Origin of the sequence: Brevundimonas halotolerans (assembly GCF_003730275.1) — a bacterium.
GTDB lineage: Bacteria > Pseudomonadota > Alphaproteobacteria > Caulobacterales > Caulobacteraceae > Brevundimonas > Brevundimonas halotolerans.
The window spans coordinates 78,567-103,134 of the sequence record NZ_QTTA01000016.1; the positions used below are offsets into that span (position 1 = coordinate 78,567).

A 24,568-nucleotide genomic window follows, 5' to 3' on the forward strand; every position below is an offset into this window, starting at 1 on the left:
GCCTATCGCCACGTCCTGGTCAAGCCGCACGGGCATCGCGATGGTACCGCCTCTCAGGCTTGAACTGAGGACCTCCGGTTCCACAAACCGGCGCTCTAACCAACTGAGCTAAGGCGGCACGCGTCGCGAGGAGCGTCCTCTAGCGGCCTCACGGTTCGGGATCAAGCCCGACCGTGGGGCCCCGGATCAGTTCCCGTGATCAGTTATAGCCCCGGGACCGGATATACTGCTCCAGCGCGGCAATACGGCTGGCATCCGACGGGTGGGTCGAGGCGAACTCGGGCGTCTGGCTCTGGCGCTGGGCCGCCATCAGCCGCCACAGGGCGATGGACTGCGAGGCGCGGTAGCCGGCCCGGACCATATAGTCGACGCCCAGCTGGTCGGCTTCCAGCTCGTGCTGGCGCGAGAAGGGCAGCAGCACGCCCAGCTGCGCACCCAGACCGCCCAGGGCACCCACCGCCTGGCCATAGTCGCCCGACGCACCCTGAATGGCCTGCAGGCCGATGCTGGTCACCGCCGTGCTGGAATAGCGTTCGGCCGCATGCTGGGCGACCACATGGCCGATCTCGTGGCCGATGACGGCCGCCAGCTGGTCGTCATTCTGGACCAGCGCCAGCAGGCCCGTGGTGACGCCGATCTTGCCCGACGGCAGGACGAAGGCGTTCGGGGACTCCTCCACGAACACGGCATAGTCCCAGCGGATATTGGTCAGGCCCGCCGCCTGCACCAGGCGATCTCCAACACGACGGATGCGCGCATTGGCGGCCGCGTCGCGCGACACCTGCTGGGTCCGCAGCGCGTCGGCCCAGGCCTGATCGGCCGCCTGGGTCAGGGCCGCATTGTCGACCAGCAGGAACTGATTGCGGCCCAGCGCCTCATTATAGGCGCAGCCCCCGACGAGGGCCGAGGCGGCCAGGAGGCCGACGAACGACTTCGCGACGGAAGCCTTGGTGAGGGTGAAGGGCATGCGGATGTCTCCCGGGTATTTCAATAGCTGTGACGCTTGAACACCCAGAGGGCAAATTTGATCCGGCGTCGGTCCGAACCCGGGCAAAGTAAAACGCCCCGGAGCGAACCCCGGGGCGTTTCAGTCTTGTCGCTTCAATCCGACCTATTGCAGGCGGAACGAGACCGTGAAGTTCACCCGGCCACCTACGGCCACACCATCGACCTGACCGGGGGTCAGACGGGCGCGGCGGGTAGCGCGGACGGCTTCCTGGCCAAAGCCGGCGCCGCTCGGGTCTTCCGAAAGGACCCGGCAATCGCTCACCGAACCGTTCGGATTGACCGCGCAGCTCAGCTCGACCCGACCGCTTTCAATCCCGCGGGACATGGCCCGGTCCGGATATTCCGGCGACGGACGGCTGGCCCAGGCCGGGTTGGTCACGACCGGCGGACGCGGCGGCGCAGGCGGAGCCGGCGGAGGCGGCGGACCGGGGATGTTCACCGGGGGTCCGGTGTATTCCTGACGGTCTTCCTTGGCCACCGGCGGGATCGGCAGGCGCACGGGCGGGGCCATCGGGCTCGGTGCCGGTTCACGCGGCTGCAGCTTCGGCGGCGGCGGCTGATCCGTCGGAGGCGGAGGCGGCGGCGGCGGCGGAGGCGGCGGCGGCGGGATCGGATCGATCAGATCCACCTGCACGGAGTCATCCGTGTAGTCCGGAATCTTCAGCTCGAACCTGGATTTGTCGACGAAGTAGAGCAGCACCCCGAACAGCAGGGTCACCACGATCAGAACAACAATCCAGACCCCGATCGACACCCCCATGAAGCCCTTTTTCTTCGGGGCGTCATAGCGACTGCGATGGTACTCAACGGGTGTATCGGTCATTTCGCCCGTCCTTTACTCTGGTGCGTTGTCTTCGCCGACCAGGGCGACGCTGTAGAAGCCATTGTCCTGCAGGGCATTCATAACCTGCATGAAATCGCCATAACGCGTGGTCTGGTCAGCACGGATGAAGATACGCTCTTCCTCGGGGTTCCGCGTCCGGATCAGGTAGCGGAGATTGTCGCCAATCTCCCCCACCGTGGTCCGGTTGTCGCCGATAAACACACCGCCATCATTCTGGATGGAGATGAACACCGGGGTGGGCGGGTTCTCCTGCGGTTCGGCTGCGGCGGTGGGCAGTTTCACCTCGATCGACACGGTGGCCAAAGGCGCGGCCACCATGAAGATGATGAGGAGAACCAGCATGATATCAACGAAAGGCGTAACGTTGATCTCGCTGTTCTGCTCGACGTGATACTTTCCGCCGCCGCCTCCTGAGAGTTTCGCGGCCATGAGGCTTACGCTCCCTTGTCGAGCTGACGCGAGATGGCGTTGAGCAGTTCAGCCGCAAAGCCGTCCGAACGGGTGCCGTAGGCCGAGATGCGGGTGTTGAAGTAGTTATAGAAGATAACCGCCGGGATAGCCGCGAACAGACCGATACCCGTGGCCAGCAGCGCCTCGGCGATACCGGGGGCGACGACGGCCAGGTTGGTGGTGTTCGACTCGGCGATACCGATGAAGGAGTTCATGACCCCGTACACCGTACCGAACAGACCGACGAACGGAGCGGTCGAACCGGTCGAGGCCAGGAACTGCTGACCGCCCGACAGGCGACCGGCCAGACCCGACTGAACGGCGGCAACGGCGGTCGAGGCGCGGGTGATGGCCGCATCGCGGTGCTCACCGGTGACCGACAGGCCAGCCTGACGCGACAGTTCGACTTCTTCGGTGGCCGCGGCGGCCATATCGGCCAGCGGGTTACCGTCGAACTCGTCCGAGGTCGCGATCTTGCGCATGTCCGCAATCGAGCGGGCGCCGCGGAAGTTCTCCAGGAAGCGGTTGGTCTTCGAGTTCAGACCACCGAACTCCATCATTTTGATGATCAGGATCACCCAGGTGAAGATCGAGGCGACCAGCAGGCCGATCATGACGACCTTAACGACGATGCCCGAGTCCATGAACATCTTGATCGGGGTCAGCGATTCACCGCCGTGTCCGCCAGCAGCCTCTTCCGTGGCAGCAGCCTCTTCAGCGGGGGCCGCAGCGGCGTCAGCCGCCGGAGCTTCCGTGGTGGCCTCGGCCGTGGCCGGGGCGGGAGCCGTTTCGTCCTGAGCCAGGACCGGCGAGCTCGCCATCAGGACGGCAGCGCCGACCATTGCGAGGAGGATGTTCGTCTTTTTGCTATCGCGCATAGTTCGCCAGTTCCTGCGTTGTGGTCTGACCATGAAACCCTAAAGGACCCGACCACAGCGGTCGTACCCCAGTTTAAATTCTGACTTCTCGACCTCGAACCCGGGGGTTCGCCATCGAAACGCCTTCGGATGCGACCGGTTGCCGAATGGAACCGGTGTCGGTGACAGATACCTTCGAACCTCGGTCCGAAACCGTCTGACGACCTACCCAAAGAAAGCAGTCACGCTCCCTTTGGCGAACGCATACCAGAGCGTCAAGTGCGTCGAGGTGCTTTTCCCCCGGCGCGAGAATGCTCCTTGTTAGGGCACAACCTTCCGCCAGAAAGCGACATTTTCATGATATCTGGAATTTCCTTCCCCGGCCGGTCGCAGGGAAGTGGTGCCTGGGGGCGGATTCGAACCACCGACACGCGGATTTTCAATCCGCTGCTCTACCAACTGAGCTACCCAGGCGCGCTCCGGCGGGCGGGAGCGGGGTCTATAGGCGAGCGGATGCGGGGTGTCCAGCGCCCTGAAGCAAACTCTGCATCAGTCCTCGCGGTCGTCCTGCAACAGGTCATCTGCCGGCTCGCCCGGAAGCACATAGACGCCCCCCAGCCAGCGTTGCAGATCCACATCCGAACAGCGCTTGGAGCAGAAGGGCTGATAGTTTGGATCTCTGGGATTTTTCTTGCAGATCGGACAGTTAGCCATCGTCACCCTTCTCGTATCTCATAGGCCCCGGTCGGCATTGAGCCCTCCCCGACCAGGCGCGCCCGCGGTCCCAGTCCGGCGACCAGCCCCGCCATCTCACCCGCCTCAACGTCCGGCACGATCAGGCTGATCCACGGCACGGACCGGTTGGTCGCCAGCGCATGACGCAGGTCGCGCACGGCATCGATCTGTCGGGTGCGCCGCGCGTGCTCGTCCTTCACACCGAACAACGCTTCTTCGATCGGCGTCTGCCGCCAGGGCAGCGACAGCTGCAACAGGCCGAAACGGCTGAGTGGCCCGAATGTGACACCGGTGTCTCCAAATGCATCCTTCGCCGCTTTCATCACGGGTTCGGGGGGCTGGGTGGTGCCGATCAGGTCGATCACCACCAGACCGGCCCAGCGCTTCAGGGCAATGCGCCGCGCCGCGAGGCCCAGCCCCAGCCGATTCGCGGCCTCGCGCGCCTTGCCGCCATCCCGGCCGGGCACACCGGCAAAATCCAGATCCACCGCGACCAGGGCCCGCGTTCGCTCAACTGCGACATTCAGGCCCCCGGCCATAACGGTCGAGGCAAGCGCCGCCTCGCGGGCCTCCCGCACGGCCTCGATGGCCATCACGCCGGTCTCCGGCTCGACACCCGGTGCCGCCCGGGCCAGCCATTCGGCGACCGTGGGGCCGGGATTCAGCAGACGGGGCGTCCCCTCCCCGGCCCCCGCGAGCGTCAGGGCTGGGCCTTTCCCGCCCCGGGGCTCGGCCGACACCGTGACCCGCACAGACTGGCCGACGGTCAGCGTCCCCTTGTTCAGAAACCCGAGCGGCTCACCCGCCCCCAGATCGACAAAGGCCCCGCCGCCGCCCGGCAACAAGGCCGTGACCCGGCCCACGCTCTCGGCCCCCAGCCGATTCGCCTCGGCATCGCCCTCGCGCGCATGGAATATCTGCCGGGGCTCGTCGCCCTGGCACACCACGCCCCAGGTCTCGCCCGGGCCGTCGTCCAGAAATGTTTCGAGGCCGCTCACCCGCGCCGGTATCCGACGCCTTCCAGCAGGCTGACGGTCTCATAGAGGGGCAGGCCCATGACCGCCGGGTGGCTGCCGACGATTCGGCGCACGAACGCCCCCGCCGGTCCCTGTATGCCATAAGCCCCGGCCTTGCCCTGCCAGTCACCCGTGGCGACATAGGCGGCGATCTCGGTCTCGCTCAGCACCTTAAGGGACACCCGCGTCTCAACCACCCGCACGGAGATGCGGCCCGCATGGGCCACCGCCACCCCGGTATGGACCCGGTGATTACGGCCAGACAGCAGCCGCAGAAAGCGAGCGGCCTCTTCGCCGTCCGCCGCCTTTTCCAGCAGGCGCCGTCCCAGCGACACCACCGTATCGGCGGCCAGCACCACGGCTTCGGGATGTCGTTCGGCCACCACCGCCGCCTTGGACCGCGCCAGGCGATCCGCCAGCTGCGCCGGGGTTTCCGATTTCAGGGGTGTTTCGTCGATGTCGGCGGGCTCCACCCGGTCCGGGACGATCCCGACCTGGGCCAGCAACTCACGCCGACGCGGACTGGCCGAAGCCAGGATCAGCTCAGGACGGGCCATCCCGCCCGGCCTTACTTGAAGCGATAGGTGATGCGACCCTTGGTCAGGTCGTAGGGGGTCATTTCGACCAGCACCTTGTCGCCGGCCAGCACGCGGATGCGGTTCTTGCGCATCTTGCCTGCGGTGTGGGCGATGATCTCGTGGTCGTTCTCGAGCGTCACGCGGAACGTGGCGTTCGGCAGCAGTTCGCTGACCGTACCGGGAAACTCGAGCAGTTCTTCCTTAGCCATGCGGCCTCTCACACCCGGGGAAAACGCCTGACACACGCGCCGGGCGGAGCGCATATGCCGAAAAGAGCGGGGCTAATGCACCAGAATTGCCGAAAAGTCGAGTTCCCCGGGCCCTGCAGCCCGCGCTTCACCGCCGATAGAGGGCGCACACCAGCGTAAACAGACGGCGCGAGGTCTCGTGATCCATGTCGATCTTGCCGTCCAGCCGGGCCTTCAGCGTCTCGGCCCCCTCGTTGTGGAGACCCCGACGGCCCATGTCGACCGACTCGATCTGGCTGGGCGAGGATCCGCGCAACGCCTCATAATAGCTGTCGCAAATCATCAGATAGTCGCGCAGCACGCCCTTCAGCGGCGTGAGCGACAGCACATGGGTCCGCGCATGATCCGGCCCGGCCACGTCGAACACCAGCTTGCTGTCCTGCAGCGACAGTTTCAGCGCATAGGGTCCGCCGGGCGCCCCGGCCGGGCTGAACACATTGCGCTCGACCAGGTCAAAGATCGCCACCCGGCGCTCGTGCTCGATTTCGGCCGTCGCCGCCGGCAGGGTCGCCGCATCCAGCTCGACCGAGGCCAGCCGCTCTGTGTCCGGGTGGGCTTCAGTCATGCCGGCTCCACCGCATCATCCACGTCGGGGTGGCTGGGCTTTTCCCGGGCGGGCCAGCGATCCGACAGATCGGCCAACACCACATCCAGGCATTCGACGTCGATCCTGAGGTCGCCGCCTCCGGCAAACATCAGATAGACCTGACCCGACGGCGCCTCGGACGGCTCGAAATGCAGGGCCAGAAGTTCCAGCGCCTGTTCCGGCCCGCGCGGCAGCTGCCGGCTCTTGACCGCGATGACGTCCCCGAACTGCATGGCCGCCATCACCCGCGTGCCCCCGCACTCCCAGCAGAACCGGCTGAGGGTCAGGGTCACCTGCCGGCTGGACCGTTCCCAGACGATGTCCACCGGACGCAGGATCGCATCCTGCAGCGCCGCCGAGACGAACTGCAGGTCCTCGACGTCCATGGCCAGCAGGCGCAGCGGCTCGGGTGGCGTGTCCGGTTGGGGCGGCGTCAGGGCGTTTGGCTCAGTGCTCATGACCCTCGTCCTTGATCCGGCGGATATCGGCCCCGCACCGGCCCAGCTTTTCTTCCAGCCGCTCGAACCCGCGATCCAGATGATAGACCCGGCCAATGGTGGTCTCGTCCTCGGCCACCAGACCGGCGATCACCAGACTGACCGAGGCGCGCAGGTCCGTAGCCATCACTGGCGCCCCGCGCAGCCGCTCGACACCCGTCACCACCGCCTCGCCGCCATGCACGGCGATCTCGGCCCCCAGCCGCATGAGCTCCGGAGCGTGCATGAAGCGGTTCTCGAAGATGTTCTCGTGGATGCGGCTCTCGCCCTCGGCCGTGGTCATCAGCGCCATGAACTGCGCCTGCAGATCGGTGGCAAAGCCGGGATAGACCTCGGTCGTGACATCGACGGCCCTCAGCCGCACGGCCGGGTCGCGCTGCACGCGCACACCGTCGTCCGTCTCGGTCACGTCCACGCCGCACGCGCGCATCTTGGCCGTCAGGGCGGTTATCAGCTCGGGCCGACTGCCGGTCAGGGTCACATCGCCGCCGGTCATGGCCGCCGCCACCGCATAGGTGCCCATCTCGATCCGGTCGGCGATCACCGGCCACTCTGCCCCGCCCAGCGAGGCCACGCCCGTGATCGTCAGCGTGTGGGTGTCGATGCCCTCGACCTTGGCCCCCATGGCCATCAGGCAGCGGGCCAGATCGCCGATCTCGGGCTCCCGCGCCGCATTGTTCAGCACCGTCGTGCCCTCGGCCAGAACGGCGGCCAGCAGCGCATGCTCGGTCGCACCCACGGACACGAAGGGGAAGGTGATCTCGGCGCCCTTCAGCCCGCCGGGCGCCCGCGCCTCGACATAGCCCTCTTCCAGCTCGATCTCGGCCCCCAACGCCTTCAGCGCCATCAGGTGCAGGTCGACCGGTCGTGCGCCTATCGTGCAACCGCCCGGCAGCGACACCCGCGCCTCGCCCGTGCGCGCCAGCAGCGGCCCCAGCACATTGAACGAGGCCCGCATCTGACGCACCAGATCATAGGGGGCAAAGGTCGAGGTGATCTCGGGCGCGTGGAACAGGGTCTGCTGCGCGTCGGCGTCGCCCGTCTCGGTGACCTCGACGCCCAGCTGGCGCAGCAACTGCCCCAGGAAGCGCGTATCGGCCAGTCGCGGCATATTGGTCAGGCGCAGCGGCTGGTCGGTCAGGATCGAGGCCGCCATCAGCTTCAACGCCGAATTCTTGGCCCCGCTGATGGGGATGCTGCCGTTCAGGGTGTTGCCGCTGCGGATGGCAATACTGTCCATGTCGATCCTGATGCCTGACCTCCGGCACCTGATCGCGCTGCGGGGGGACCGGTTATCTAGCGCGACCCGCCCCCCGGATGAAAGGGCCGGGCGAGGCGATCCTCAGCTTTCTTCGTCGGCCCCGGTCTCGGGCCCGGCCACAGGAGCGGCTGCTGGGGCCTGCACCCGGCCCGCCTGCTTGCGCCGTTTCAGATTAGCCCGCAGCGCCTGCGCCAGCCGGGCCTCGCGGTCGGGCTTTGCCGCCTGCGCGGGCCTGGTGGGCTTGACGTCGTCCGGTTCACTCATGCCGCCCATCGACCACTGAACGCGCTTTTCGGCAAGAGATTGCGTTTAGGGGCTTTCGCCCGCACCCCGCTTTGGCTATACGCCCGGTTCCTCAGATTTGGCCGCCGTAGCTCAGTGGTAGAGCGCATCCTTGGTAAGGCTGAGGTCGTGGGTTCGATTCCCCCCGGCGGCACCACTTCCCGATCGTGAACGACGCTACCGCTCCGACTCCGGGGCGGGACGCGTGCGTCGATAGTCGCGCCAGGCGCGGCTGCGATCCAGACTTCCGTCGTCTCGGGCATCGATCGGGGGGAGGCCGATCTCAGAGCGCCAGGGCGTGATCACCGGATCCATCCAGTCGGGGTCATAACCGTAGCCATAGCCGCCATAGGCCGGATAGCCGTTCTTGACCTCGCTGTAGTGCAGCTGCAGGTGGCCACGCTCGCCCAGAGGCACCGAGACCGAGGCCCCGTACTGGCGATAGCCTTCTGTGCCGATGCCGACGCTGAATTCGCTGCGCACGCGTCGCTCGCTGTCCCAGGCGACCCCGTCGACCGGTCCGTCATACGCGGCGTCCGTGCCCGACGGCACGGCGGGGGCATCGGCCAGCCAACGGCTGATCTGCTGGTCGGTCGTCAGGCCGTGGGGTTCAGGGTCCTGCTCCACGATGGGGGTCGGAGCATTGGCTGCCGCCTCGGCCGCCGCTTCACCCTCCGCCGCCACAGTCTCGGCCGACACGCCGGGTGCCGTCGCGGTGCGGATGGTCTCGTCCGGATCCTGGGGATCGGGGGAGCCGAGGGCGAGAAGGGCGACGCTTGCCAACACTGTGATCATGACGCGATCTTCCCCTGTATCCGGGCGGGCGGCAACAGCGCCTGCCGTGATCGCCCACCCTCGGTGTCAAATGTGTTCACGGTCAGGCGGCGCCTTCACCCCGGCCCATCGGATCGGGCAAGGCCTCGCCCTCGGGCACAAAGGTCAGGGCTGCCGAGTTGATGCAGTAGCGCTGGCCGGTCGGCGGCGGGCCGTCCGGAAACACATGGCCCTGATGACCGTCACAGCGGGCGCAGCGCGTCTCGATCCGCACCATGCCGTACGAGGTATCGCGGATTTCGCGGATATGGGCCGGGTCATACGGGCGATCAAAACTGGGCCAGCCGGTGCCGCTCTCAAACTTGGTCTTCGTCTGGAACAACGGCAGGCCACACAGACGGCAGCAGAACACCCCGGCCCGCTTCTCGTCCAGCAGCCCTCCACAGAACGGCGCCTCGGTCCCGTGGGCCAGCAGAATCCGTTCGGCCTCGGGGTCCAGATCGGCGATCAGCCGCTCGCGCTGGTCATCATCGGGCGGGGTCAGGTCAAAGCCGGAGGCAGAGGTCATCTGGGTCATGTCCCGGATATAGGAAGGGCCGGCCGGGGTTCCCACCCCGACCGGCCCGATCCTCATCACAGTGCCTGGGCCTTAACCGCCAAAGAGGCTCGAAACCCAGGTGCGAACTGCGACTTCATCGGCGGGGTTGCCGGTGTAGCGCAGGCCTTCGGCCGGCTCGTGCGGCTCGTTGTTGCCCCGCTCGCGGTCGGTCCAGGCCTTGTGGCCATAGGTCAGGTCCGCATAGTTCGACGGCAGGCGCAGGACGGTCGGTTCGATGAAGATCGAGTCTTCCGCCGTGGTCGATCCGGCCAGACGCACGTTCGGCAGATTGACCAGCAGGTCCAGCACGTCCAGGCAGCCGCCCGCACAGCCGGCATCCACGAGAACGATCACCGGCCCCTGAACGGGGTTGGGCGCGCCCGTGTCCGCAACCGGGGCACGACCCGGCAGGACAAAGCTTTCCTGACCGGCGGCCATGGCGGCATCAAAGGCTTCCACGACGGCGCGGGTCTCTTCGATGATCGCCGGGTTTTCCTCGACGAACAGCGGATCAGCTTCCATCCGAGCCAGGGTGTCGGCGAACCAGTCGCGGTTATCCTGACTGACCCGATAGGTCACATTGCCGGCCACCGGCTGGCGGCTGACGGTGAACTCGGGCGTCCAGATGCGGTTGACCAGACCATAGGCCCGGCGGGTCGAGGTGAACTCCGACCCATTGGCGCCACGCAGGTCCAACACAAACCCTTGCGGGCCGCGCAGGGCATCCGCCTGGGCCACCAGACTGGCGTTGAAAGCGGTCCAGTCTGCGTCCTCGCTCAGCGAGTGGGCGTGCACCCAGGGGCGTCCGTTGACCTGTTCGATGGCCAGCGGCACGTCGCCCGGCATGTAGACGGTGGCGCGATAGGCGGCTTCGAGCGCCTGCGGGCTGACCGGCTGGATCTGCAGCTCGAAGTCACGCGTGCGACGGCCCTCGCGGAACTTGCAGGTCTGGGGCAGGCCACGGGTGAAGGGGTTGTTGCGGTTCCACAGCAGATAGGGCGCCGAACGCACGCGACCGGCCTCGGTCGTCAGGTCGGCTTCCCAGCGGTCCAGCTTCTCCATGGCGAACTGTTCGATCGGAACGCCATTGCACTCGGTCACAACCGAGCCGACCCGGGGCCCGCGGCGCACACCGTCGGCCACGTGGGTCACGACATATTCGCCATTCCGCCAGCCCGTGGTCACGCCACCCCAGCTGATGCCGAAGTAGGGCCCGAGCAGGTCGAAGGTCGGAGTGATACGGAGGTTCGAGTCCCGGAAGCCGCCCGCGAAGTAGCGCATCAGATAGGCGTGGCTGTCGCCGCTGTTGACCTGGCCGATCAGGGCCTGGGCCTCCGCAAGGCCGGTATCCAGATAGCTGCGGAAGGCCGCGGCCTCGGGGCCGTCGACGATCAGCGCCGGGTGATTCTCGCGAATCTCCTGCTGGGCGGTGACCAGATCCTGCGAGGCGAGCGCCCGGAAATCCTGGGCCGCGACCGAGGTGGTGACGGTAATGGCGAGGGCCGCGACCGTGAAGGCGGCGTACGGTCTGAACGTCATACTAAAGGCTCCAGTGGTCGTGTCAGGGAGATACCCGGACCTTAAAGCCGATCAGGCAGGGGCTTGCCAACCCCGAACCCCGATCAAGCGAGCCCCCCGGTCCGCAAGCTGGTTTACTCGCACCGGATCACGGCCTAATCGGGGCCGTCGCCTCAAGGCGAGATCACAGTACGTTGATCTCCCGTATCCGGCGATGTCGATGGAACCGGGAATGTTCGCCAAGATTCTGATCGCCAACCGGGGCGAGATCGCCGTCCGTATCATCAAGACCTGCCGCCGCATGGGCATTCAGACGGTCCAGGTCTATTCCGAGGCCGACGCGGGCTCGCTGGCCGTCGAAATGGCGGATGAGGCCGTGCTGATCGGCCCGGCCGCCGCGTCTGAATCCTATCTGGTGGCCGACCGGATCGTCGACGCTGTGCGACAAACCGGCGCAGAAGCTGTGCATCCCGGGTTTGGCTTCCTGTCCGAGAACGCCGGCTTCGCCCGCCGCCTGCGCGACGAGGGCATCGCCTTCATCGGCCCGAACCCCGAAGCCATCGACGCCATGGGCGACAAGATCAGCTCCAAGAAGCTGGCCGCCGAAGCCGGCGTCTCGACCGTGCCCGGCCACATGGGCCTGATCGAAACGCCGGAAGAAGCCGTCCGTATCGCCAATGAGATCGGCTATCCGATCATGATCAAGGCCTCGGCCGGCGGCGGCGGCAAGGGTATCCGCGTCGCCCATTCCGATGCCGACATGGCCGACGGCTTCTCCTCGGTGAAGGCCGAGGCCAAGTCCGCCTTCGGCGACGACCGCGTCTTCCTCGAGAAATTCATCGAAAACCCGCGCCACATCGAAATCCAGGTGATGGGCGACAAGCACGGCAACGTCGTCCACCTGTTCGAGCGTGAATGCTCGATCCAGCGCCGCAACCAGAAGGTCATCGAGGAGGCCCCCTCCCCGCTTCTGGACGACAAGACCCGCAAGGCCATGGGGGAACAGGCCATCGCCCTGGCCAAGGCCGTGAATTACGACTCCGCCGGCACGGTCGAATTCGTCGCCGGTCAGGACAAGAGCTTCTACTTCCTCGAGATGAACACCCGGCTGCAGGTCGAGCATCCGGTGACCGAGCTGATCACCGGCGTCGATCTGGTCGAACAGATGATCCGCTCGGCCTGGGGCGACCCGCTGAACATCACCCAGAAGGACCTCAAGATCCGCGGCTGGGCGATCGAAAGCCGCATCTATGCCGAGGATCCCTACCGCGGCTTCCTGCCCTCGATCGGCCGTCTGGTCCGCTATGACCAGCCCCGCGAGGGCGAGCAGGACGGCTATCTGGTCCGCAACGACTCCGGCGTCCGCGAGGGCGACGAGATCAGCATGTTCTACGACCCCATGATCGCCAAGCTGTGCACCTGGGGCGAAACGCGTGAGGCCGCCATCGACGGCATGGCCCGCGCGCTGGAAGACACCCACCTCGAGGGCGTCGGCCACAATGTGCCCTTCCTCGCCGCCGTCATGGATCAGGAGCGTTTCCGCTCCGGCGCCCTGACCACCCGCTATATCACCGACGAATTCCCGGACGGCTTCAACGGCACGCCCGTGGCCGGCTTTGGCCGCGACGTCATGCTGGCCGCAAGTCTCGCCATGAAGGCGGTTCAGGTTGAACAGTCCGGCGACCCCGACGGCCGCAGCGAATGGACCGTGCTGGTCGGCGCCGAAACCGTCTCGGCCAGCCTCGCGGTCGATGACGATGAGAACCTCGCTGTCACCCTGCCGGACGAGGAACGCACCCTGATCCTGTCCGAGATCGACTGGTCCCCGGGCCTGGCCCAGTTCCGCGCCTGTCTGGACGGCACCCGGTTCACGGCCGAGGTCTCCCGCGTCCCCGACGGCTTCACCATCCGCCACCGGGCCATGCGCGCCCGCGTGCGCGTCCTGTCGCCGCGCCATGCCGAGCTCTACGCCCGCCTGCCGGAAAAGGTGGCGCCCGACACCTCCAAACTGATCCAGTCCCCCATGCCCGGCCTGGTCGTCGCCGTGCCCGTCACCGTGGGTCAGGAGGTCAAGGAGGGCGAAACCGTCGCCATCATCGAAGCCATGAAGATGCAGAACATCCTCAAGGCCGAACGCGACGGCGTGGTCAAAGCCATCGGTGCCAAGGCCGGTGACCCCGTCGCCGCCGACGACGTGCTGGTCGAGTTCGAATAGGCGTTGAGACGACGAGCAAATCTGTCCGTCGGGCGCTCTCGGACCCAGTTCCGCACGTCAACCTCGCGTCGGCCGTGACAGCCCCGCCCGGGACTGCCAGCATGCCCGGCACAACGTTTCCGGGATGAATTGCATGAGCGCCCATACTTTCCGCGCCTTTCTGGCCGCCTGTCTGATGCTTGTGGCCGGGCTAGCCACGGCGGGCGGGCCGGCCTGGGGCCAGACGCCCGAACCGGTTCAGGATCCCCCGACGATCCGCATCGACAGCGACGCCGGCTCCGACGCCGCCATCGCCGCGCGCCTCAGCCGCATCTTCGCCCAGCTGGATACCCTGTCCGCCGTTCAGGTGCGGGTCGCCGAAGGGGTCGTCACCCTGGACGGCGTCGTGGCTCACCGTGGTGACCTGGACCGCGCCGAGGCGATCGCCGCGCGCATCGAGGGCGTGGTGGCCGTTCGCAACAAGATCGAGGCCAGTGTTCAGTTGGGCGAGCGGGTATCTCCCTTTCTGCAGCAACTGATGGCCCTGTGGCAGGCCGCCCTCGACACCGGGCCTCTGCTTCTGCTCAGCCTGCTGATCGTGGCAGGCTGCGTAGCCTTGGGCTGGTGGGCGGCGTCGTTCAACCGGTTCTGGCGAGGCCTGACGCCCAATCCGTTCGTCGGCGATCTGCTGGCGCAGCTGGTGCGGGCCATTAGCCTGATCGTCGGCATCGTTCTGGCGCTCAACCTGCTTGGCGCCACCGCCTTGATGGGAACAGTGCTGGGCGGGGCCGGGGTGCTGGGCATAGCCGTCGGCTTTGCCCTGCGCGACACGCTGGAAAACTACATCTCCAGCATCATGCTCAGCCTGCGCCAGCCGTTCCGCGCCAATGACCACGTCGTCATCGACGGTCAGGAGGGCAAGGTCGTGCGCCTGACCTCTCGGGCCACCGTGCTGATGACGCTGGACGGCAACCACCTGCGCATCCCCAATATGATGGTCTTCCGGGCGGTGATCCTGAACTACACCCGCAACCCGCAGCGGCGGATGGATTTCGAGCTCGGTGTCGACGCCGAGGATGACCCAGAAGCCGCCATCAAGGTCGGGGTGGCGGCGCTGGCGGCCCTCGACTTCATTCTTGCAGATCCCGCCCCTTCCGGGGTCATCGTCACAGTTGGCGACAGCAATATCGTGCTGAAATTCACGGGCTGGATCGATCAGTCCAGTGCGGATTTTCTCAAGGCCCGAAGCGCCGCCATCCGTGTCGCCAAGATGGCCGTCGAGGCGGCAGGCTTCTCGCTGCCCGAACCCATCTACCGCCTGCGCATCGATCAGGTACAGGACCAGTTGCGCACTGCCGCACCTGCGCCACCCGGGGCCGCAGCGGCCCATTCCGCCCGACGCCGCGCAGGCCCGTCAGCGGATCGTCCCGTCGAGCCCGCCCCGTCCGTCCACCCCGACGACCATATCGACCGCACCATAGAGGCCGAACGTCGTGCCTCCGACGAAGAGAACCTGCTCTCCCCCAAACGCCCCATCGAGTGACGGAAGGGGCGTTGCGAGCGGATGCCGAGCGTTCCGGGAGCTAGCTGCGTCGCCCTACCCGCTCCCGATGCGGGCATCCCGGCCAGCAGCAGGGGCGGCGTTTGCCGGCGGCCAGATTTTCCAGCGCCTGGGTGACGTGTTTGGCCCGTGTCTCATCGCGCTTGACCGAGATCGTCCAGCAGATCCACTCATTGCGGGCCAGCGGCGTGATGTCTTCCCAGGTCTTCAGCGCCTCTGCGTCCGACGCCAAGGCCGCGCCCAGATCATCCGGCAGGTCATGAACCACCCCGCCACTGATCGGGGCCTCGGTCACGCCACGGCTCTCACGCCCACAGCTGCTTCCAGCGCCCCCAGCAGGGTCGTCGGAGTCACAGGCTTGGACACATGCTGGTCGGCCCCCGCGTCTTTCGCCTGCTCCAGATGCTGGGGCATGGCATTGGCGCTCAGCATCAGGATGGGCAGGCGGCGGGCAGGCTGTCCGGCCTCGGCCGTGCAGGCGGCCTCGGCGGCGCGGATGGCGCGGGTGGCGGCCAGGCCATCCATGACCGGCATCTGCATATCCATCAGCACCACGTCAAAGGCGCCGCCGGCCACAGCCTCGACCGCTTCTGCGCCGTTCTCGACGATCGTCAGGACATAGGGCTGACCCGTCAGCATGGCCTCGACCACGCGCTGGTTGACCGGATGGTCTTCGGCCAGCAGCACCCGGACAGGGGCATCTGCGCCCGCGCGCGACGGGCGCAGCGGGGCCAGTTCGGCCCGCGCCTGATGCGCCACCTTGCCCGCGTCATAGGCGTCCAGCGACCGTGTGCGGCACAGCGGCAGGGTGACGGTGAAGGTGCTGCCCTGACCGGGCGTGGAGGTGGCGCTGATCTCGCCGCCCATCATCTCGGTCAGCGCCCGACAGATTGACAGGCCCAGACCCGTGCCTCCGAACCGGCGGGTGATGGTGCTGTCGGCCTGGGTGAAGCGTTCGAACAGACCCCGCCCCGCTTCAGCGTCAAAGCCGACGCCCGTGTCTGCGACCGTCAGGGTCAGCTGGCTGACCTCCGGCTCGGGCGCATCGTCCTCAATATTCAGGCTCAGCGTGACCTCACCCTCGTGGGTGAATTTGACGGCGTTGGACAGCAGATTGGTCAGGATCTGACGGATACGCCCGGCGTCAGCCAGAAACCGGCCCCGCGCTTTGGGGCCGACATTGATAGTGAACGTCAGCTCGCGGGCCTCAGCCTTGGCGCGGGCCGTGGCGATGGCGGGCTCCAGCTCGTCCATCAGGTCCATATCGACCGGCACGATCTCCAGCTGGCCGGCCTCGACTTTCGACACGTCCAGAATATCAGAAACCAGCCGCTCCAGACTCTCGCCCGACTGCGCGATCAGATCGACCAGCTCGCGCTGGCGCGGGGTCAGATCGTCGGCCTGCAACGCGCCGATCAGGCCGATGACCCCGTTCAGCGGCGTGCGGATCTCGTGGCTCATATTGGCCAGAAAGTCGGTCTTGGCCTGACTTGCGGCCTCGGCGGCGGCCTTGGCGGCCTCCAGTTCCCGCCGCGCCGCCTCGCGCCCGGTGACGTCGCGCGCCACGGCATAGATCTTGTCGCCATACCGGCGGGCCTGCCATTCCAGTTGGCGATAGCTGCCGTCCTTGTGGCGATAGCGATTGACGAAGCCGCTGACATAGCCGCCCGAGGCCAGATCCTCGACCTGTTCAACCGTCACCTGGGTACAGGGCCTGTCGTCGGGATGCAGCAGGGTCAGCAGCATCTGCCCTTCCAGTTCCTCGGGGCTCCATCCCAGCGTCGTTTCCCACGAGCGGCTGACCTTGACGACCCGGCCCTGCAGGTCACGGATGCACAACATGTCGAGCGACACGTCAAAAAATGTGCTGGCGTCGACCAGACTCTCTGCGGCGCGGGGGTCGATGCCCAACTCGTCGGTCAGCGATTCCTCGATGATCAGGTCGTCAACGGTCCGTGACACGGCAACGTTCGATGACATCGATCAGACCCCCTCAACTCAACTCGACTGATTCTGAAGAGGAAGACTGCCACATTCAGGTTAAGGTTACGCTTCGATCGTGGGGCCAAATTCACGCCGGAAGCTTATATTCAGCGCGGCGTCGACCTCATCCATGGTCGCCAGAATGCCCAGATCATGCAGGCTGGTGACCCCGTGCTCGCGTATGCCGCACGGCACAATGCCGCCGAAATGATCGAGGTCGGGCTCGACGTTCAGGCTGATACCGTGAAAGCTGACCCATTTGCGCACCTTGACCCCGATGGCGGCAATCTTGTCCTCGCGGGACCACCCCACGCCTTCCTGGGTCAGCCCCTTGCGCGTGACCCAGACGCCGACCCGCCCGTCCTTGACCTCGCCCTCGACGCCGAATTCGGCCAGCGCCCCGATGATCCAGCGCTCCAGCCCCCGCACCAGGCCGCGCACATCGCGCCCGCGCTCAGCCAGGTTCAGCATCACATAGCCGACCCGCTGTCCGGGCCCGTGATAGGTGAACTGCCCGCCCCGGCCCGTCCTGTGCACCGGAAAGCGGGCGTCGATCAGGTCCTCGTCCTTGGCCGAGACGCCCGCAGTATAAAGCGGCGGATGCTCCAGCAGCCAGACGCGCTCCGACGCCTCTCCGGCATGGATCGCGGCCACGCGCGCCTCCATCGCTGCCTCCGCTGCCACGTAGTCCGCATTGCCCGGCGACACGATCCATTCGACGGGTCGGGAATCGGCGCGCAGCAGCGAGGAATCGGCAGAGCTTAAGGCTTGGGAAAGCATGACCCCCTCAATGTGGCGGATGGGGGTCCCCATGCAAGCTCCAACCCAAAGCCCATCCAGTAAGCCCGAGTCCGTCATGAGTCAGATCAACGCCGTCGATGTCGAGATTTCCGTCGTCCTCGGTCGCTCCGTGCTGCCCATGTCGCAACTGCTGAAGATGGGCAGGGGCGCCGTCATCCCGCTGAATGCCACCGAGACGGACGAGGTCTGGATCCTGGCCAACAACCACCCGATCGCGCGCGGCGAGATCTCGATCAGCGACGACCGCATCGCCATCACCGTCACCCGCCCCGCCGACGTGTACGACTATATGGCCGGCTCGGCCTGATACAGGCATGCGCCGGGGCTTTGGCCCTTCCCTTTCCCCGCGACCTGCGCTATCGCCCCCGCTCCGATGCGAGCGGTCGTGGCGGAATTGGTAGACGCGCAGCGTTGAGGTCGCTGTGGGGCAACCCGTGGAAGTTCGAGTCTTCTCGACCGCACCAGTCGGACCGGCCATTCGGGCGGCCATGAATCAGGGGGAGGATGACGCATGAGCAATCCCGACACCCTGAACGCACGCCCGCTTGAAACCGAAGAGCACGTGGCCCTCGACGAGGACTATGTGCTGACGACGGCCTTTGTCGAAAAGGTCGTCGATGCCGCCGATGACGGCGATGGCCTGCGGCTGCGCGGCCTGCTGGAAGACCTGCACCCCGCCGACGTCGCCGACCTGATGGGCTTCCTGACGGTCGAGCACCGGGGCGTGGTCGTGCTGTGGCTGCCGCCCGAACTGCTGGCCGCCACCCTGCCCGAGCTGGACGACGGTATCCGCGAGGAGGTGCTGGAGCGCGTCCCCCACCTGACCCTGGCCGAAGCCCTGCAGGAGCTGGACTCCGACGACGCTGCCGCCGTGGTCGAGGACCTCGAGGACGACCGCCGCGAACGCGTTCTGGCCGCCATGCCCGATCTGGACCGGGCGGCGATCGAAAGCAGCCTGGGCTATGCCGAGGACTCCGCCGGTCGCCTGATGCAGCGCGAGGTGATGGCCGCGCCCCAGTTCTGGAGCGTCGGCGACACCATCGACCACGTCCGCGCCCAGGGCGAGGAACTGCCCGAGCTGTTCTTCGACATCTATGTGGTCGATCCGCTGAACCGGCCCGTCGGCGGCGTGGCCGTCAGCCAGCTGCTTCGCGCCCCGCGCAGCGCCGCCCTCACCGACCTGATGGAGCCGATCAACGAAATCGCCGTCGATCAGGACCAGGAAGAGGTCGCCTATGTGTTCGAAAAATACCACCTGATCTCGGCACCCGTGATCGACTCGGCGGGGCGGCTGGTCGGCCAGATCACCGTCGATGACATCGTCAACATCATCCAGGAAGAGAACCGCGAGGACATCCTGCGCCTCGCCGGTGTGTCCGACGAGGACCGCGGCTCGTCCATTTCAGAGATCGTGCGCGGCCGTGTGCCCTGGCTGGCCATCAACCTCGGCACGGCCGTACTCGGCGCCAGCGTCATCTCCTGGTTCGGGGCGACCATCGAGCAGATCATCGCCCTGGCGGTGCTGATGCCGATCGTCTCGGCCATCGGCGGCAATGCCGGCACCCAGTCGCTGACCGTCACCGTCCGCGCCCTCGCCACGCGCGAACTGAACCGGTCAAACTCCGTGCGGACCTTCTGGCGCGAGATCGCCGTCGGTCTGGCCAATGGTCTGGTGCTGTCGCCGCTGATCGGCGTGGCCGCCGCCCTGTGGTCGGGCGACTGGCGGATCGGGGCCGTCATCGCGACGGCCATGGTGCTGAACCTGATCGTCGCCGCGACCGTGGGCGTCCTGACGCCCCTGACCCTGTCGCGGCTGAAGTTCGACCCGGCGGTCTCTTCAGCGGTGTTTGTCACGGCCACGACCGATTTCTTTGGTTTCCTGATCTTCCTCGGCCTCGCCACCGTCGTCCTGCTGTAAGCTGACCGGCGTGGCGCAAGCCTTGCTGGAAGACTGGTACGGCGATGGTCGCCGTCTCGAATTGGGTCAATTGCGGTGTCTGAAGCCATCCGACACAAGATGAAGGTCTCCCGCGAGGGGGTGGTGCTCATCAAGAGCTTCGAGGGCTTTCGCGCCTCGGCCACCCGCGATGCCGATGGCGCATGGGTCATCGGCTATGGCCACCGGCTGACCGCGCGCGAGGGCCTGTCGGTCGGCGAGGCCGATGCCGAACTGCTGCTGCAGTACGACCTGCTGCCCATCGTCAGAGCGCTGAACGCCGCCATGGACGAGGGCCGCATCCCCTCGCTCAACGCCCACCAGTTCGACGCCCTGGCCAGCTTCGCCCTGTCGGTCGGCATCGACACCTTCCTGACGTCGGACGTTCTCGAAACCCTCGGACGCGGCGCCACGGGCGAAGCGGCCGACGCCTTCGTCCACTGGCCCCAGCCGACCTCGCCCGAGGACAGCCTGCGCCGCCGGGCCGCCGAACGCGCCCTGTTCATGGCCGATCCGGGCCAGCCTGTCGCGCTCGCAGCCCTGTTGTCCGCCCCCCTGCCCCCTCCGGTCGCCGCGCCCCGGGCCGAGGAACCCGCCACCGACGCGCGCGCCGAGGCCGTCGCGGCCCTGCTGGGCGAAACCGGCAACGACGCTCCTGCGGCCGAAGAGACCGTCAACATTCCCAATTTCGGACCGGTCGCGCTGGAGTCCGACGCCCCCGACGAGCCCATGGTCGGCACCCCCGGCGATACCGACCGGAGCAACGACCCCGAGCCGTCGAACGCCCCGCTCAGTCTCTCGCTGTCGGGCCCGTCGCAGTCGCGTCAGATGGACCCCGCCGTCCAGCGCTATTCGCCCTATGCGGTTCAGGTGATCGGCCCCCTTCCGGCGCTCGCCCTCGCCGACCATGCCGAGGCCCGCGTCGTCGCGGCCGAACCTGAGTTCCCTCCGCAGCCGGATCATGAGCCGGAGGTCCAGCCCGAACCTGCCTTTGAGGCGATGCCCGAGCCGGAGCCTCAACCCGAGCCCGCTCCCGAACCGGCGCCCGCGCTCGAACTGACCCCGCTGACCGAGGCCGAAGAGCCTGCGCCGCTCCGCCCCCTGTGGACCGACGCCGACCGCAACACCGACCTCCAGCTGGACCAGTCGCCGCTGTTCATCGACGACGGGTCGCAGGCCGGCGTGCTGGTCCATGAGACGCCTGACGAACCCGCCCGCCGCTTTGACTGGCGCGAGACCGGGGCCTTCCTGATCATGGGCGGCGTGGGCCTGGCCGCCTGCACGGCCTCGGCCGCGGCCTTCCGCCTGTCGGTCGATCAGCCCTCGCCGATGGGCGAGACCACCCTGATCGCCGGGGTGCTGGCCTTCATCGGCGCGGCCTGTGTCGGGGTCTCGGCCTGGAACCTCTACACGCGGTTCGGACCCGGGCGCGGGACCACGACCGCCGATCCGACCGAGAACGAAGCGGCCTGACGTCGCACCGGCCGGAGGGTCTTCGCGGACCGCAGGATCGGTGCTAACCCGCTCGGCATGAGCATTCCCAACGCCCCCCAATCCATGGAATTCGGCCTCGGCGAGACCGCTGACGCCATCCGCGACACCACCGCCCGCTGGGCCACCGATCGTCTGGCCCCGCTGGCCGCCGAGATCGACGAAAAGAACGAGTTCCGCCGCGAGCTGTGGCCCGAGATGGGCGAGCTGGGCCTGCACGGCATCACGGTGGAAGAAGAATGGGGCGGCCTCGGCCTCGGCTATCTCGAACACGTGGTCGCCATGGAAGAGATCTCGCGCGCCTCCGCCTCCATCGGCCTCAGCTACGGCGCCCACTCCAACCTGTGCGTCAACCAGATCCGCCGCTGGGGCACGGATGAGCAGAAGGCGAAATATCTGCCCAAGCTGATCTCGGGCGAGCACGTCGGCTCGCTGGCCATGTCCGAGGCGGGGTCCGGCTCCGACGTCATGTCGATGAAGACCCGCGCCGAGAAGAAGAGCGACCGCTACGTCCTCAACGGCACCAAATTCTGGATCACCAACGCCCCGTCGGCCGACACCCTGGTCGTCTATGCCCGCACCGGCGACGGCAACGGCGGCGTTACGGCCTTCCTGATCGAGCGCGGCATGAAGGGCTTCAGCGTCTCGAAGAAGCTCGACAAGATGGGCATGCGCGGCTCCGACACCGCCGAACTGGTGTTCGAGGACTGCGAAGTCCCCGCTGAAAACATCATGGGTGGCGAAGGGCGCGGCGCGGCCGTCCTGATGAGCGGCCTCGACTATGAACGCGCCGTCCTGGCCGCAGGCCCGCTGGGCATCATGCAGGCCGCCCTGGATGTGGTCCTGCCCTATGTCCGCGACCGCAAACAGTTCGGCAAGCCGATCGGCAGCTTCCAGCTGATGCAGGCCAAGATCGCCGACATGTACGTCGCCCTGAATAGCGCCCGCACCTATGTCTATGCCGTCGCCAAGGCCTGCGACGCCGGCAAGACGACCCGCTACGACGCCGCCGGCGCCATCCTGCTGGCCAGCGAAAACGCCGTGAAGGTCAGCCTCGAGGCCGTCCAGGCCCTCGGCGGCGCCGGCTATACGAAAGAATGGCCCGTCGAACGCCTCGTCCGCGACGCCAAACTCTACGACATCGGCGCCGGCACGAACGAGATCAGGCGGTTCCTGATCGGCCGGGAGCTGCTGGGTTCGTAATGGCTATCGTTATGCTGATCCTGGCTCTCGGATTAGGCATAGCGGCATTCCGAACGCGTGACCGAGGCCTGCGCTTATTCTGGGGTGCAGCTTCAGCTTTTAACTTGATAGCCGCCGTCGTGATGATCGACGGCGGTGATGAGTACGCGTTCCACCTCCGTCCCGACGACGGGAACTATGAGCGAAGCTTCAGGCGTTAGGAACAAGTGCGGTCGGATGGGCTTTTCCCCTTTGAAAGGAGGCCCCCCATGCCCGCCAAATCCCAGGCCCAACAGAAAGCCGCCGGTGCCGCCCTGTCGGCCAGGCGCGGCGACACACCCAAATCCGAGCTGAAGGGCGCGTCGAAGTCCATGGCCGAGTCCATGTCCGAAAAGGAGCTGGAAGAGATGGCCAGCACCCAACGCAAGGGTAAACCCGAGCACGCGGGCGACTGAGGTCGCGCCGCATCTCCCCTCTCCCGGCGGGAGAGGGGTTGGGGGTGAGGGGCTAACCGTGTCCCTCGGCGTGAGCCGTCGCACCGGTCCTGCCACGGCGTTCGCCGACGGACACCGACGACCCTCATCCGGCGCTCGCGCGCCACCTTCTCCCATCGGGAGAAGGGACAATGACGATGGGTCGAAGGCAGCAAATATGATACCCGCCTCGATATTCCCCAACCCTTTCAACACCCCCACCGTTTCCCGCACCGTTCTTCCCGACCAGGTCCGGCCGCGTGCAAACATCCCCCCGTCCCGTCGCACGGAGGGCTCGTAAGGCCTGCGACCTTGTGAGCGGCGGGAGCGGATGGAGCGGGGTTGAAGGCGACGCTGTCCGGCTCTCTAGTCTCAGGGAGGCTTTGGGGGTCGGGCATAAGGCCCGCCTTCAACACTGGATCAGGGGGGATACCTGATCGTTCCGGGACCGGGCGCAGGCCCGGCCCGCCCGCCGGGGGCGCTGCGGTAAGGCGATAACACCGCCACCCGACGCAAGCTTCCGGAAAACCGTCCGCGCGGAGCGTCTGTCTTCGTCGAAACGGTATTTCTTGTTCTCATCCGGGCGAAGGCCCGGCGCTCCGCCTGCCCTCCAACCCGCCACACCCACGGACGGGGGCGTCAGCGTGCGCGGCACCAATCGAACCCAGGACAGGACACGCCATTTCAGACCATTCAGACGGTTCAGACTATTCAGACGGTGTTTTCGGTCGCTTCCAGGGCGGTAGTTCGCCGTTGGCCTTCCTCGTGATTTCCTTGAGCTTGCGGCCCTGCAGCGTCGACAGGGCCTTGCCGGGGGCGCCCTTTTCCGGGTCGGCGAAGGCGCGGCCGTGTTCGGTGATCCGCTCGGACAGGGAATCGAGGAATTCGCTTTCCCATTCCGACAGGTCAACGCCCTCGGCCTCGGCGGTTTTGCGGGCCTTTTTCAGGGCGCGGAGGGCGGCGCGTTGCGCGGCCTTGCGCTCGGCCGTGCGCAGCTGCTCCAGCGTCGGCCGTTCCGGGCGGTCAGGCTTTGACCGCCGGATCAGGTTCAGATCTCGCCGAGGGCGGACAGATAGAGGTCGAGGATGGCCTCTTCCTCCTGGCGCTTGGCCTTGTCCTGTTTGCGGATGCGCAGCACCTTGCGCAGCACCTTCACGTCATAGCCCTCGCCCTTGGCTTCGGCGAAGACCTCCTTCATGTCACCCATGACGGCCTGCTTGTCCTCTTCCAGCCGCTCCAGCCGCTCGATCAGGGTGCGCAGGCGCCCCTGGGCGGTCGAGGTCAGCACATCGGGGCTGGATTCAAAGGCGGCGTCATCGGCCATGGGGGTCTCCGAAGGCAGGGGCGGGTCAGGCGACAGGCTTAACGGCTGGGCCGGGATGGCTCAACGTCAGGCACGAAAAAGGCCGCGGACATCGCCCGCGACCTGTGGATGGATCAACCGGCCACAGACGTGGCCAGCCAAACCGCCGTGCCTAGCCTTGCTTGGCTTTGAAGCGCGGGTCGGTCTTGTTGATCACATAGACCACGCCCTTGCGGCGAACGATCTTGCAGTCGCGGTGGCGACCCTTGAGCGACTTGAGAGAGCTGCGGACCTTCATGGTCTTTCGTCCTGCGGGCTGATCAGAATACAAAAAGCCGCAAGACCGGACTTGCGGCGGAGCGGTGCCTATAAAGAGGGGCGGCGCGGACGTC

General features: G+C 66.8%; 28 protein-coding genes and 4 tRNA genes. 10 read left to right on the top strand and 22 right to left on the bottom strand.

Annotation, left to right across the window (positions count from 1 at the left end; genetic code table 11):
• Positions 1–41 precede the first annotated feature (41 nt).
• The 14 genes from EG854_RS06435 to EG854_RS06500 form a co-directional block, all read right to left on the bottom strand.
• Positions 42–118: transfer RNA gene (locus EG854_RS06435), tRNA-His, on the bottom strand.
• Between the two features lie 81 nt (positions 119–199).
• On the bottom strand, positions 200–967 hold the full coding sequence (locus tag EG854_RS06440) for a M48 family metallopeptidase (RefSeq protein ID WP_123287044.1): 768 nt from the start codon (positions 965–967) through the stop codon (positions 200–202).
• A gap of 144 nt (positions 968–1,111) precedes the next feature.
• Positions 1,112–1,831: an energy transducer TonB gene (locus EG854_RS13365; protein WP_123287046.1), complete on the bottom strand. Its 720-nt coding sequence runs from the start codon at positions 1,829–1,831 to the stop codon at positions 1,112–1,114.
• 12 nt (positions 1,832–1,843) lie between these two features.
• Positions 1,844–2,281 carry a biopolymer transporter ExbD gene (locus EG854_RS06450; RefSeq protein WP_123287048.1) on the bottom strand — a complete coding sequence of 146 codons (438 nt, stop codon included), beginning with the start codon at positions 2,279–2,281 and terminating at the stop codon, positions 1,844–1,846.
• 5 nt (positions 2,282–2,286) lie between these two features.
• Complete coding sequence (gene exbB / locus EG854_RS06455) at positions 2,287–3,180, bottom strand: tonB-system energizer ExbB (protein ID WP_123287050.1); 894 nt, start codon at positions 3,178–3,180, stop codon at positions 2,287–2,289.
• Between the two features lie 377 nt (positions 3,181–3,557).
• Positions 3,558–3,633: transfer RNA gene (locus tag EG854_RS06460), tRNA-Phe, on the bottom strand.
• A gap of 75 nt (positions 3,634–3,708) precedes the next feature.
• Positions 3,709–3,873, bottom strand: coding sequence for a DNA gyrase inhibitor YacG (locus EG854_RS06465; RefSeq protein ID WP_123287052.1), 165 nt, complete (start codon positions 3,871–3,873; stop codon positions 3,709–3,711).
• A 2-nt stretch (positions 3,874–3,875) separates the two neighbouring features.
• Positions 3,876–4,892 carry a S1 domain-containing protein gene (locus EG854_RS06470; RefSeq protein ID WP_123287054.1) on the bottom strand — a complete coding sequence of 339 codons (1,017 nt, stop codon included), beginning with the start codon at positions 4,890–4,892 and terminating at the stop codon, positions 3,876–3,878.
• Positions 4,889–5,467 carry a Maf family protein gene (locus EG854_RS06475; RefSeq protein ID WP_123287056.1) on the bottom strand — a complete coding sequence of 193 codons (579 nt, stop codon included), beginning with the start codon at positions 5,465–5,467 and terminating at the stop codon, positions 4,889–4,891. The genes EG854_RS06470 and EG854_RS06475 overlap by 4 nt, the downstream gene beginning before the upstream one ends.
• Positions 5,468–5,478: 11 nt before the next feature.
• Positions 5,479–5,697: a translation initiation factor IF-1 gene (gene infA, locus EG854_RS06480; RefSeq protein ID WP_008261544.1), complete on the bottom strand. Its 219-nt coding sequence runs from the start codon at positions 5,695–5,697 to the stop codon at positions 5,479–5,481.
• 127 nt (positions 5,698–5,824) lie between these two features.
• On the bottom strand, positions 5,825–6,301 hold the full coding sequence (locus tag EG854_RS06485; protein ID WP_123287058.1) for a UPF0262 family protein: 477 nt from the start codon (positions 6,299–6,301) through the stop codon (positions 5,825–5,827).
• A complete protein-coding gene (locus tag EG854_RS06490; protein ID WP_123287060.1) occupies positions 6,298–6,780 on the bottom strand; it encodes a DUF2948 family protein in 483 nt (160 codons plus the stop codon). The genes EG854_RS06485 and EG854_RS06490 overlap by 4 nt, the downstream gene beginning before the upstream one ends.
• Entirely contained in the window at positions 6,770–8,059 is a 1,290-nt protein-coding gene (gene murA / locus EG854_RS06495; protein WP_123287063.1) for a UDP-N-acetylglucosamine 1-carboxyvinyltransferase, read from the bottom strand. Before murA ends, EG854_RS06490 begins: the two co-directional genes overlap by 11 nt.
• A 102-nt stretch (positions 8,060–8,161) precedes the next feature.
• Entirely contained in the window at positions 8,162–8,344 is a 183-nt protein-coding gene (locus EG854_RS06500; RefSeq protein WP_123287440.1) for a hypothetical protein, read from the bottom strand.
• 100 nt (positions 8,345–8,444) lie between these two features.
• Here EG854_RS06500 and EG854_RS06505 point away from each other — a divergent pair.
• Positions 8,445–8,519: transfer RNA gene (locus EG854_RS06505), tRNA-Thr, on the top strand.
• Between the two features lie 20 nt (positions 8,520–8,539).
• On the opposite strand, the gene EG854_RS06510 is transcribed toward EG854_RS06505, so the two are convergent.
• The 3 genes from EG854_RS06510 to EG854_RS06520 all read right to left on the bottom strand — a co-directional run bounded on the left by EG854_RS06510 (position 8,540) and on the right by EG854_RS06520 (position 11,273).
• Positions 8,540–9,157 (bottom strand): hypothetical protein, encoded by a 618-nt coding sequence (locus EG854_RS06510; RefSeq protein WP_123287065.1) that lies wholly within the window; start codon positions 9,155–9,157, stop codon positions 8,540–8,542.
• A gap of 82 nt (positions 9,158–9,239) precedes the next feature.
• A complete protein-coding gene (gene msrB / locus EG854_RS06515) occupies positions 9,240–9,713 on the bottom strand; it encodes a peptide-methionine (R)-S-oxide reductase MsrB (protein ID WP_123287443.1) in 474 nt (157 codons plus the stop codon).
• A 72-nt stretch (positions 9,714–9,785) separates the two neighbouring features.
• A complete protein-coding gene (locus EG854_RS06520) occupies positions 9,786–11,273 on the bottom strand; it encodes a hypothetical protein (protein ID WP_123287067.1) in 1,488 nt (495 codons plus the stop codon).
• A 211-nt stretch (positions 11,274–11,484) separates the two neighbouring features.
• On the opposite strand from EG854_RS06520, the gene EG854_RS06525 reads away from it, so the two are divergent.
• Entirely contained in the window at positions 11,485–13,467 is a 1,983-nt protein-coding gene (locus EG854_RS06525; protein ID WP_123287069.1) for an acetyl-CoA carboxylase biotin carboxylase subunit, read from the top strand.
• 133 nt (positions 13,468–13,600) lie between these two features.
• Complete coding sequence (locus EG854_RS06530) at positions 13,601–14,989, top strand: mechanosensitive ion channel family protein (protein WP_206423383.1); 1,389 nt, start codon at positions 13,601–13,603, stop codon at positions 14,987–14,989.
• A 40-nt stretch (positions 14,990–15,029) separates the two neighbouring features.
• On the opposite strand, the gene EG854_RS06535 is transcribed toward EG854_RS06530, so the two are convergent.
• The 3 genes from EG854_RS06535 to lipB all read right to left on the bottom strand — a co-directional run bounded on the left by EG854_RS06535 (position 15,030) and on the right by lipB (position 17,770).
• The gene (locus tag EG854_RS06535) at positions 15,030–15,302 is read right to left on the bottom strand and encodes a YdeI/OmpD-associated family protein (RefSeq protein WP_123287071.1); all 273 of its coding nucleotides are present in this window, start codon (positions 15,300–15,302) and stop codon (positions 15,030–15,032) included.
• Positions 15,299–16,987, bottom strand: coding sequence for an ATP-binding protein (locus EG854_RS06540; RefSeq protein WP_123287073.1), 1,689 nt, complete (start codon positions 16,985–16,987; stop codon positions 15,299–15,301). The genes EG854_RS06535 and EG854_RS06540 overlap by 4 nt, the downstream gene beginning before the upstream one ends.
• A 66-nt stretch (positions 16,988–17,053) precedes the next feature.
• Complete coding sequence (lipB, locus tag EG854_RS06545; protein ID WP_123287449.1) at positions 17,054–17,770, bottom strand: lipoyl(octanoyl) transferase LipB; 717 nt, start codon at positions 17,768–17,770, stop codon at positions 17,054–17,056.
• Positions 17,771–17,789: 19 nt separating this feature from the next.
• Between lipB and EG854_RS06550 the strand changes: the two genes are divergently transcribed.
• From EG854_RS06550 to EG854_RS13410, 7 genes are all read left to right on the top strand, one after another.
• Positions 17,790–18,098, top strand: coding sequence for a FliM/FliN family flagellar motor switch protein (locus EG854_RS06550; protein WP_183211096.1), 309 nt, complete (start codon positions 17,790–17,792; stop codon positions 18,096–18,098).
• 72 nt (positions 18,099–18,170) lie between these two features.
• Positions 18,171–18,255: transfer RNA gene (locus EG854_RS06555), tRNA-Leu, on the top strand.
• Between the two features lie 47 nt (positions 18,256–18,302).
• On the top strand, positions 18,303–19,709 hold the full coding sequence (gene mgtE, locus EG854_RS06560) for a magnesium transporter (RefSeq protein ID WP_123287077.1): 1,407 nt from the start codon (positions 18,303–18,305) through the stop codon (positions 19,707–19,709).
• 99 nt (positions 19,710–19,808) lie between these two features.
• Positions 19,809–21,200 carry a lysozyme gene (locus EG854_RS06565; protein WP_123287079.1) on the top strand — a complete coding sequence of 464 codons (1,392 nt, stop codon included), beginning with the start codon at positions 19,809–19,811 and terminating at the stop codon, positions 21,198–21,200.
• Positions 21,201–21,257: 57 nt separating this feature from the next.
• Positions 21,258–22,421 (top strand): isovaleryl-CoA dehydrogenase, encoded by a 1,164-nt coding sequence (locus EG854_RS06570; RefSeq protein WP_123287081.1) that lies wholly within the window; start codon positions 21,258–21,260, stop codon positions 22,419–22,421.
• 248 nt (positions 22,422–22,669) lie between these two features.
• Positions 22,670–22,855 (top strand): DUF3008 family protein, encoded by a 186-nt coding sequence (locus EG854_RS06580; RefSeq protein ID WP_123287085.1) that lies wholly within the window; start codon positions 22,670–22,672, stop codon positions 22,853–22,855.
• Positions 22,856–23,721: 866 nt separating this feature from the next.
• Complete coding sequence (locus EG854_RS13410; RefSeq protein WP_164461905.1) at positions 23,722–23,907, top strand: hypothetical protein; 186 nt, start codon at positions 23,722–23,724, stop codon at positions 23,905–23,907.
• Between the two features lie 14 nt (positions 23,908–23,921).
• Here EG854_RS13410 and gapR read toward each other — a convergent pair whose 3' ends face one another.
• Together gapR and ykgO are read right to left on the bottom strand one after the other, a co-directional pair.
• The gene (gene gapR / locus EG854_RS06590) at positions 23,922–24,197 is read right to left on the bottom strand and encodes a nucleoid-associated protein GapR (protein WP_123287087.1); all 276 of its coding nucleotides are present in this window, start codon (positions 24,195–24,197) and stop codon (positions 23,922–23,924) included.
• A gap of 151 nt (positions 24,198–24,348) precedes the next feature.
• Complete coding sequence (gene ykgO, locus EG854_RS06595) at positions 24,349–24,474, bottom strand: type B 50S ribosomal protein L36 (protein WP_006274063.1); 126 nt, start codon at positions 24,472–24,474, stop codon at positions 24,349–24,351.
• Positions 24,475–24,568: the final 94 nt, after the last annotated feature.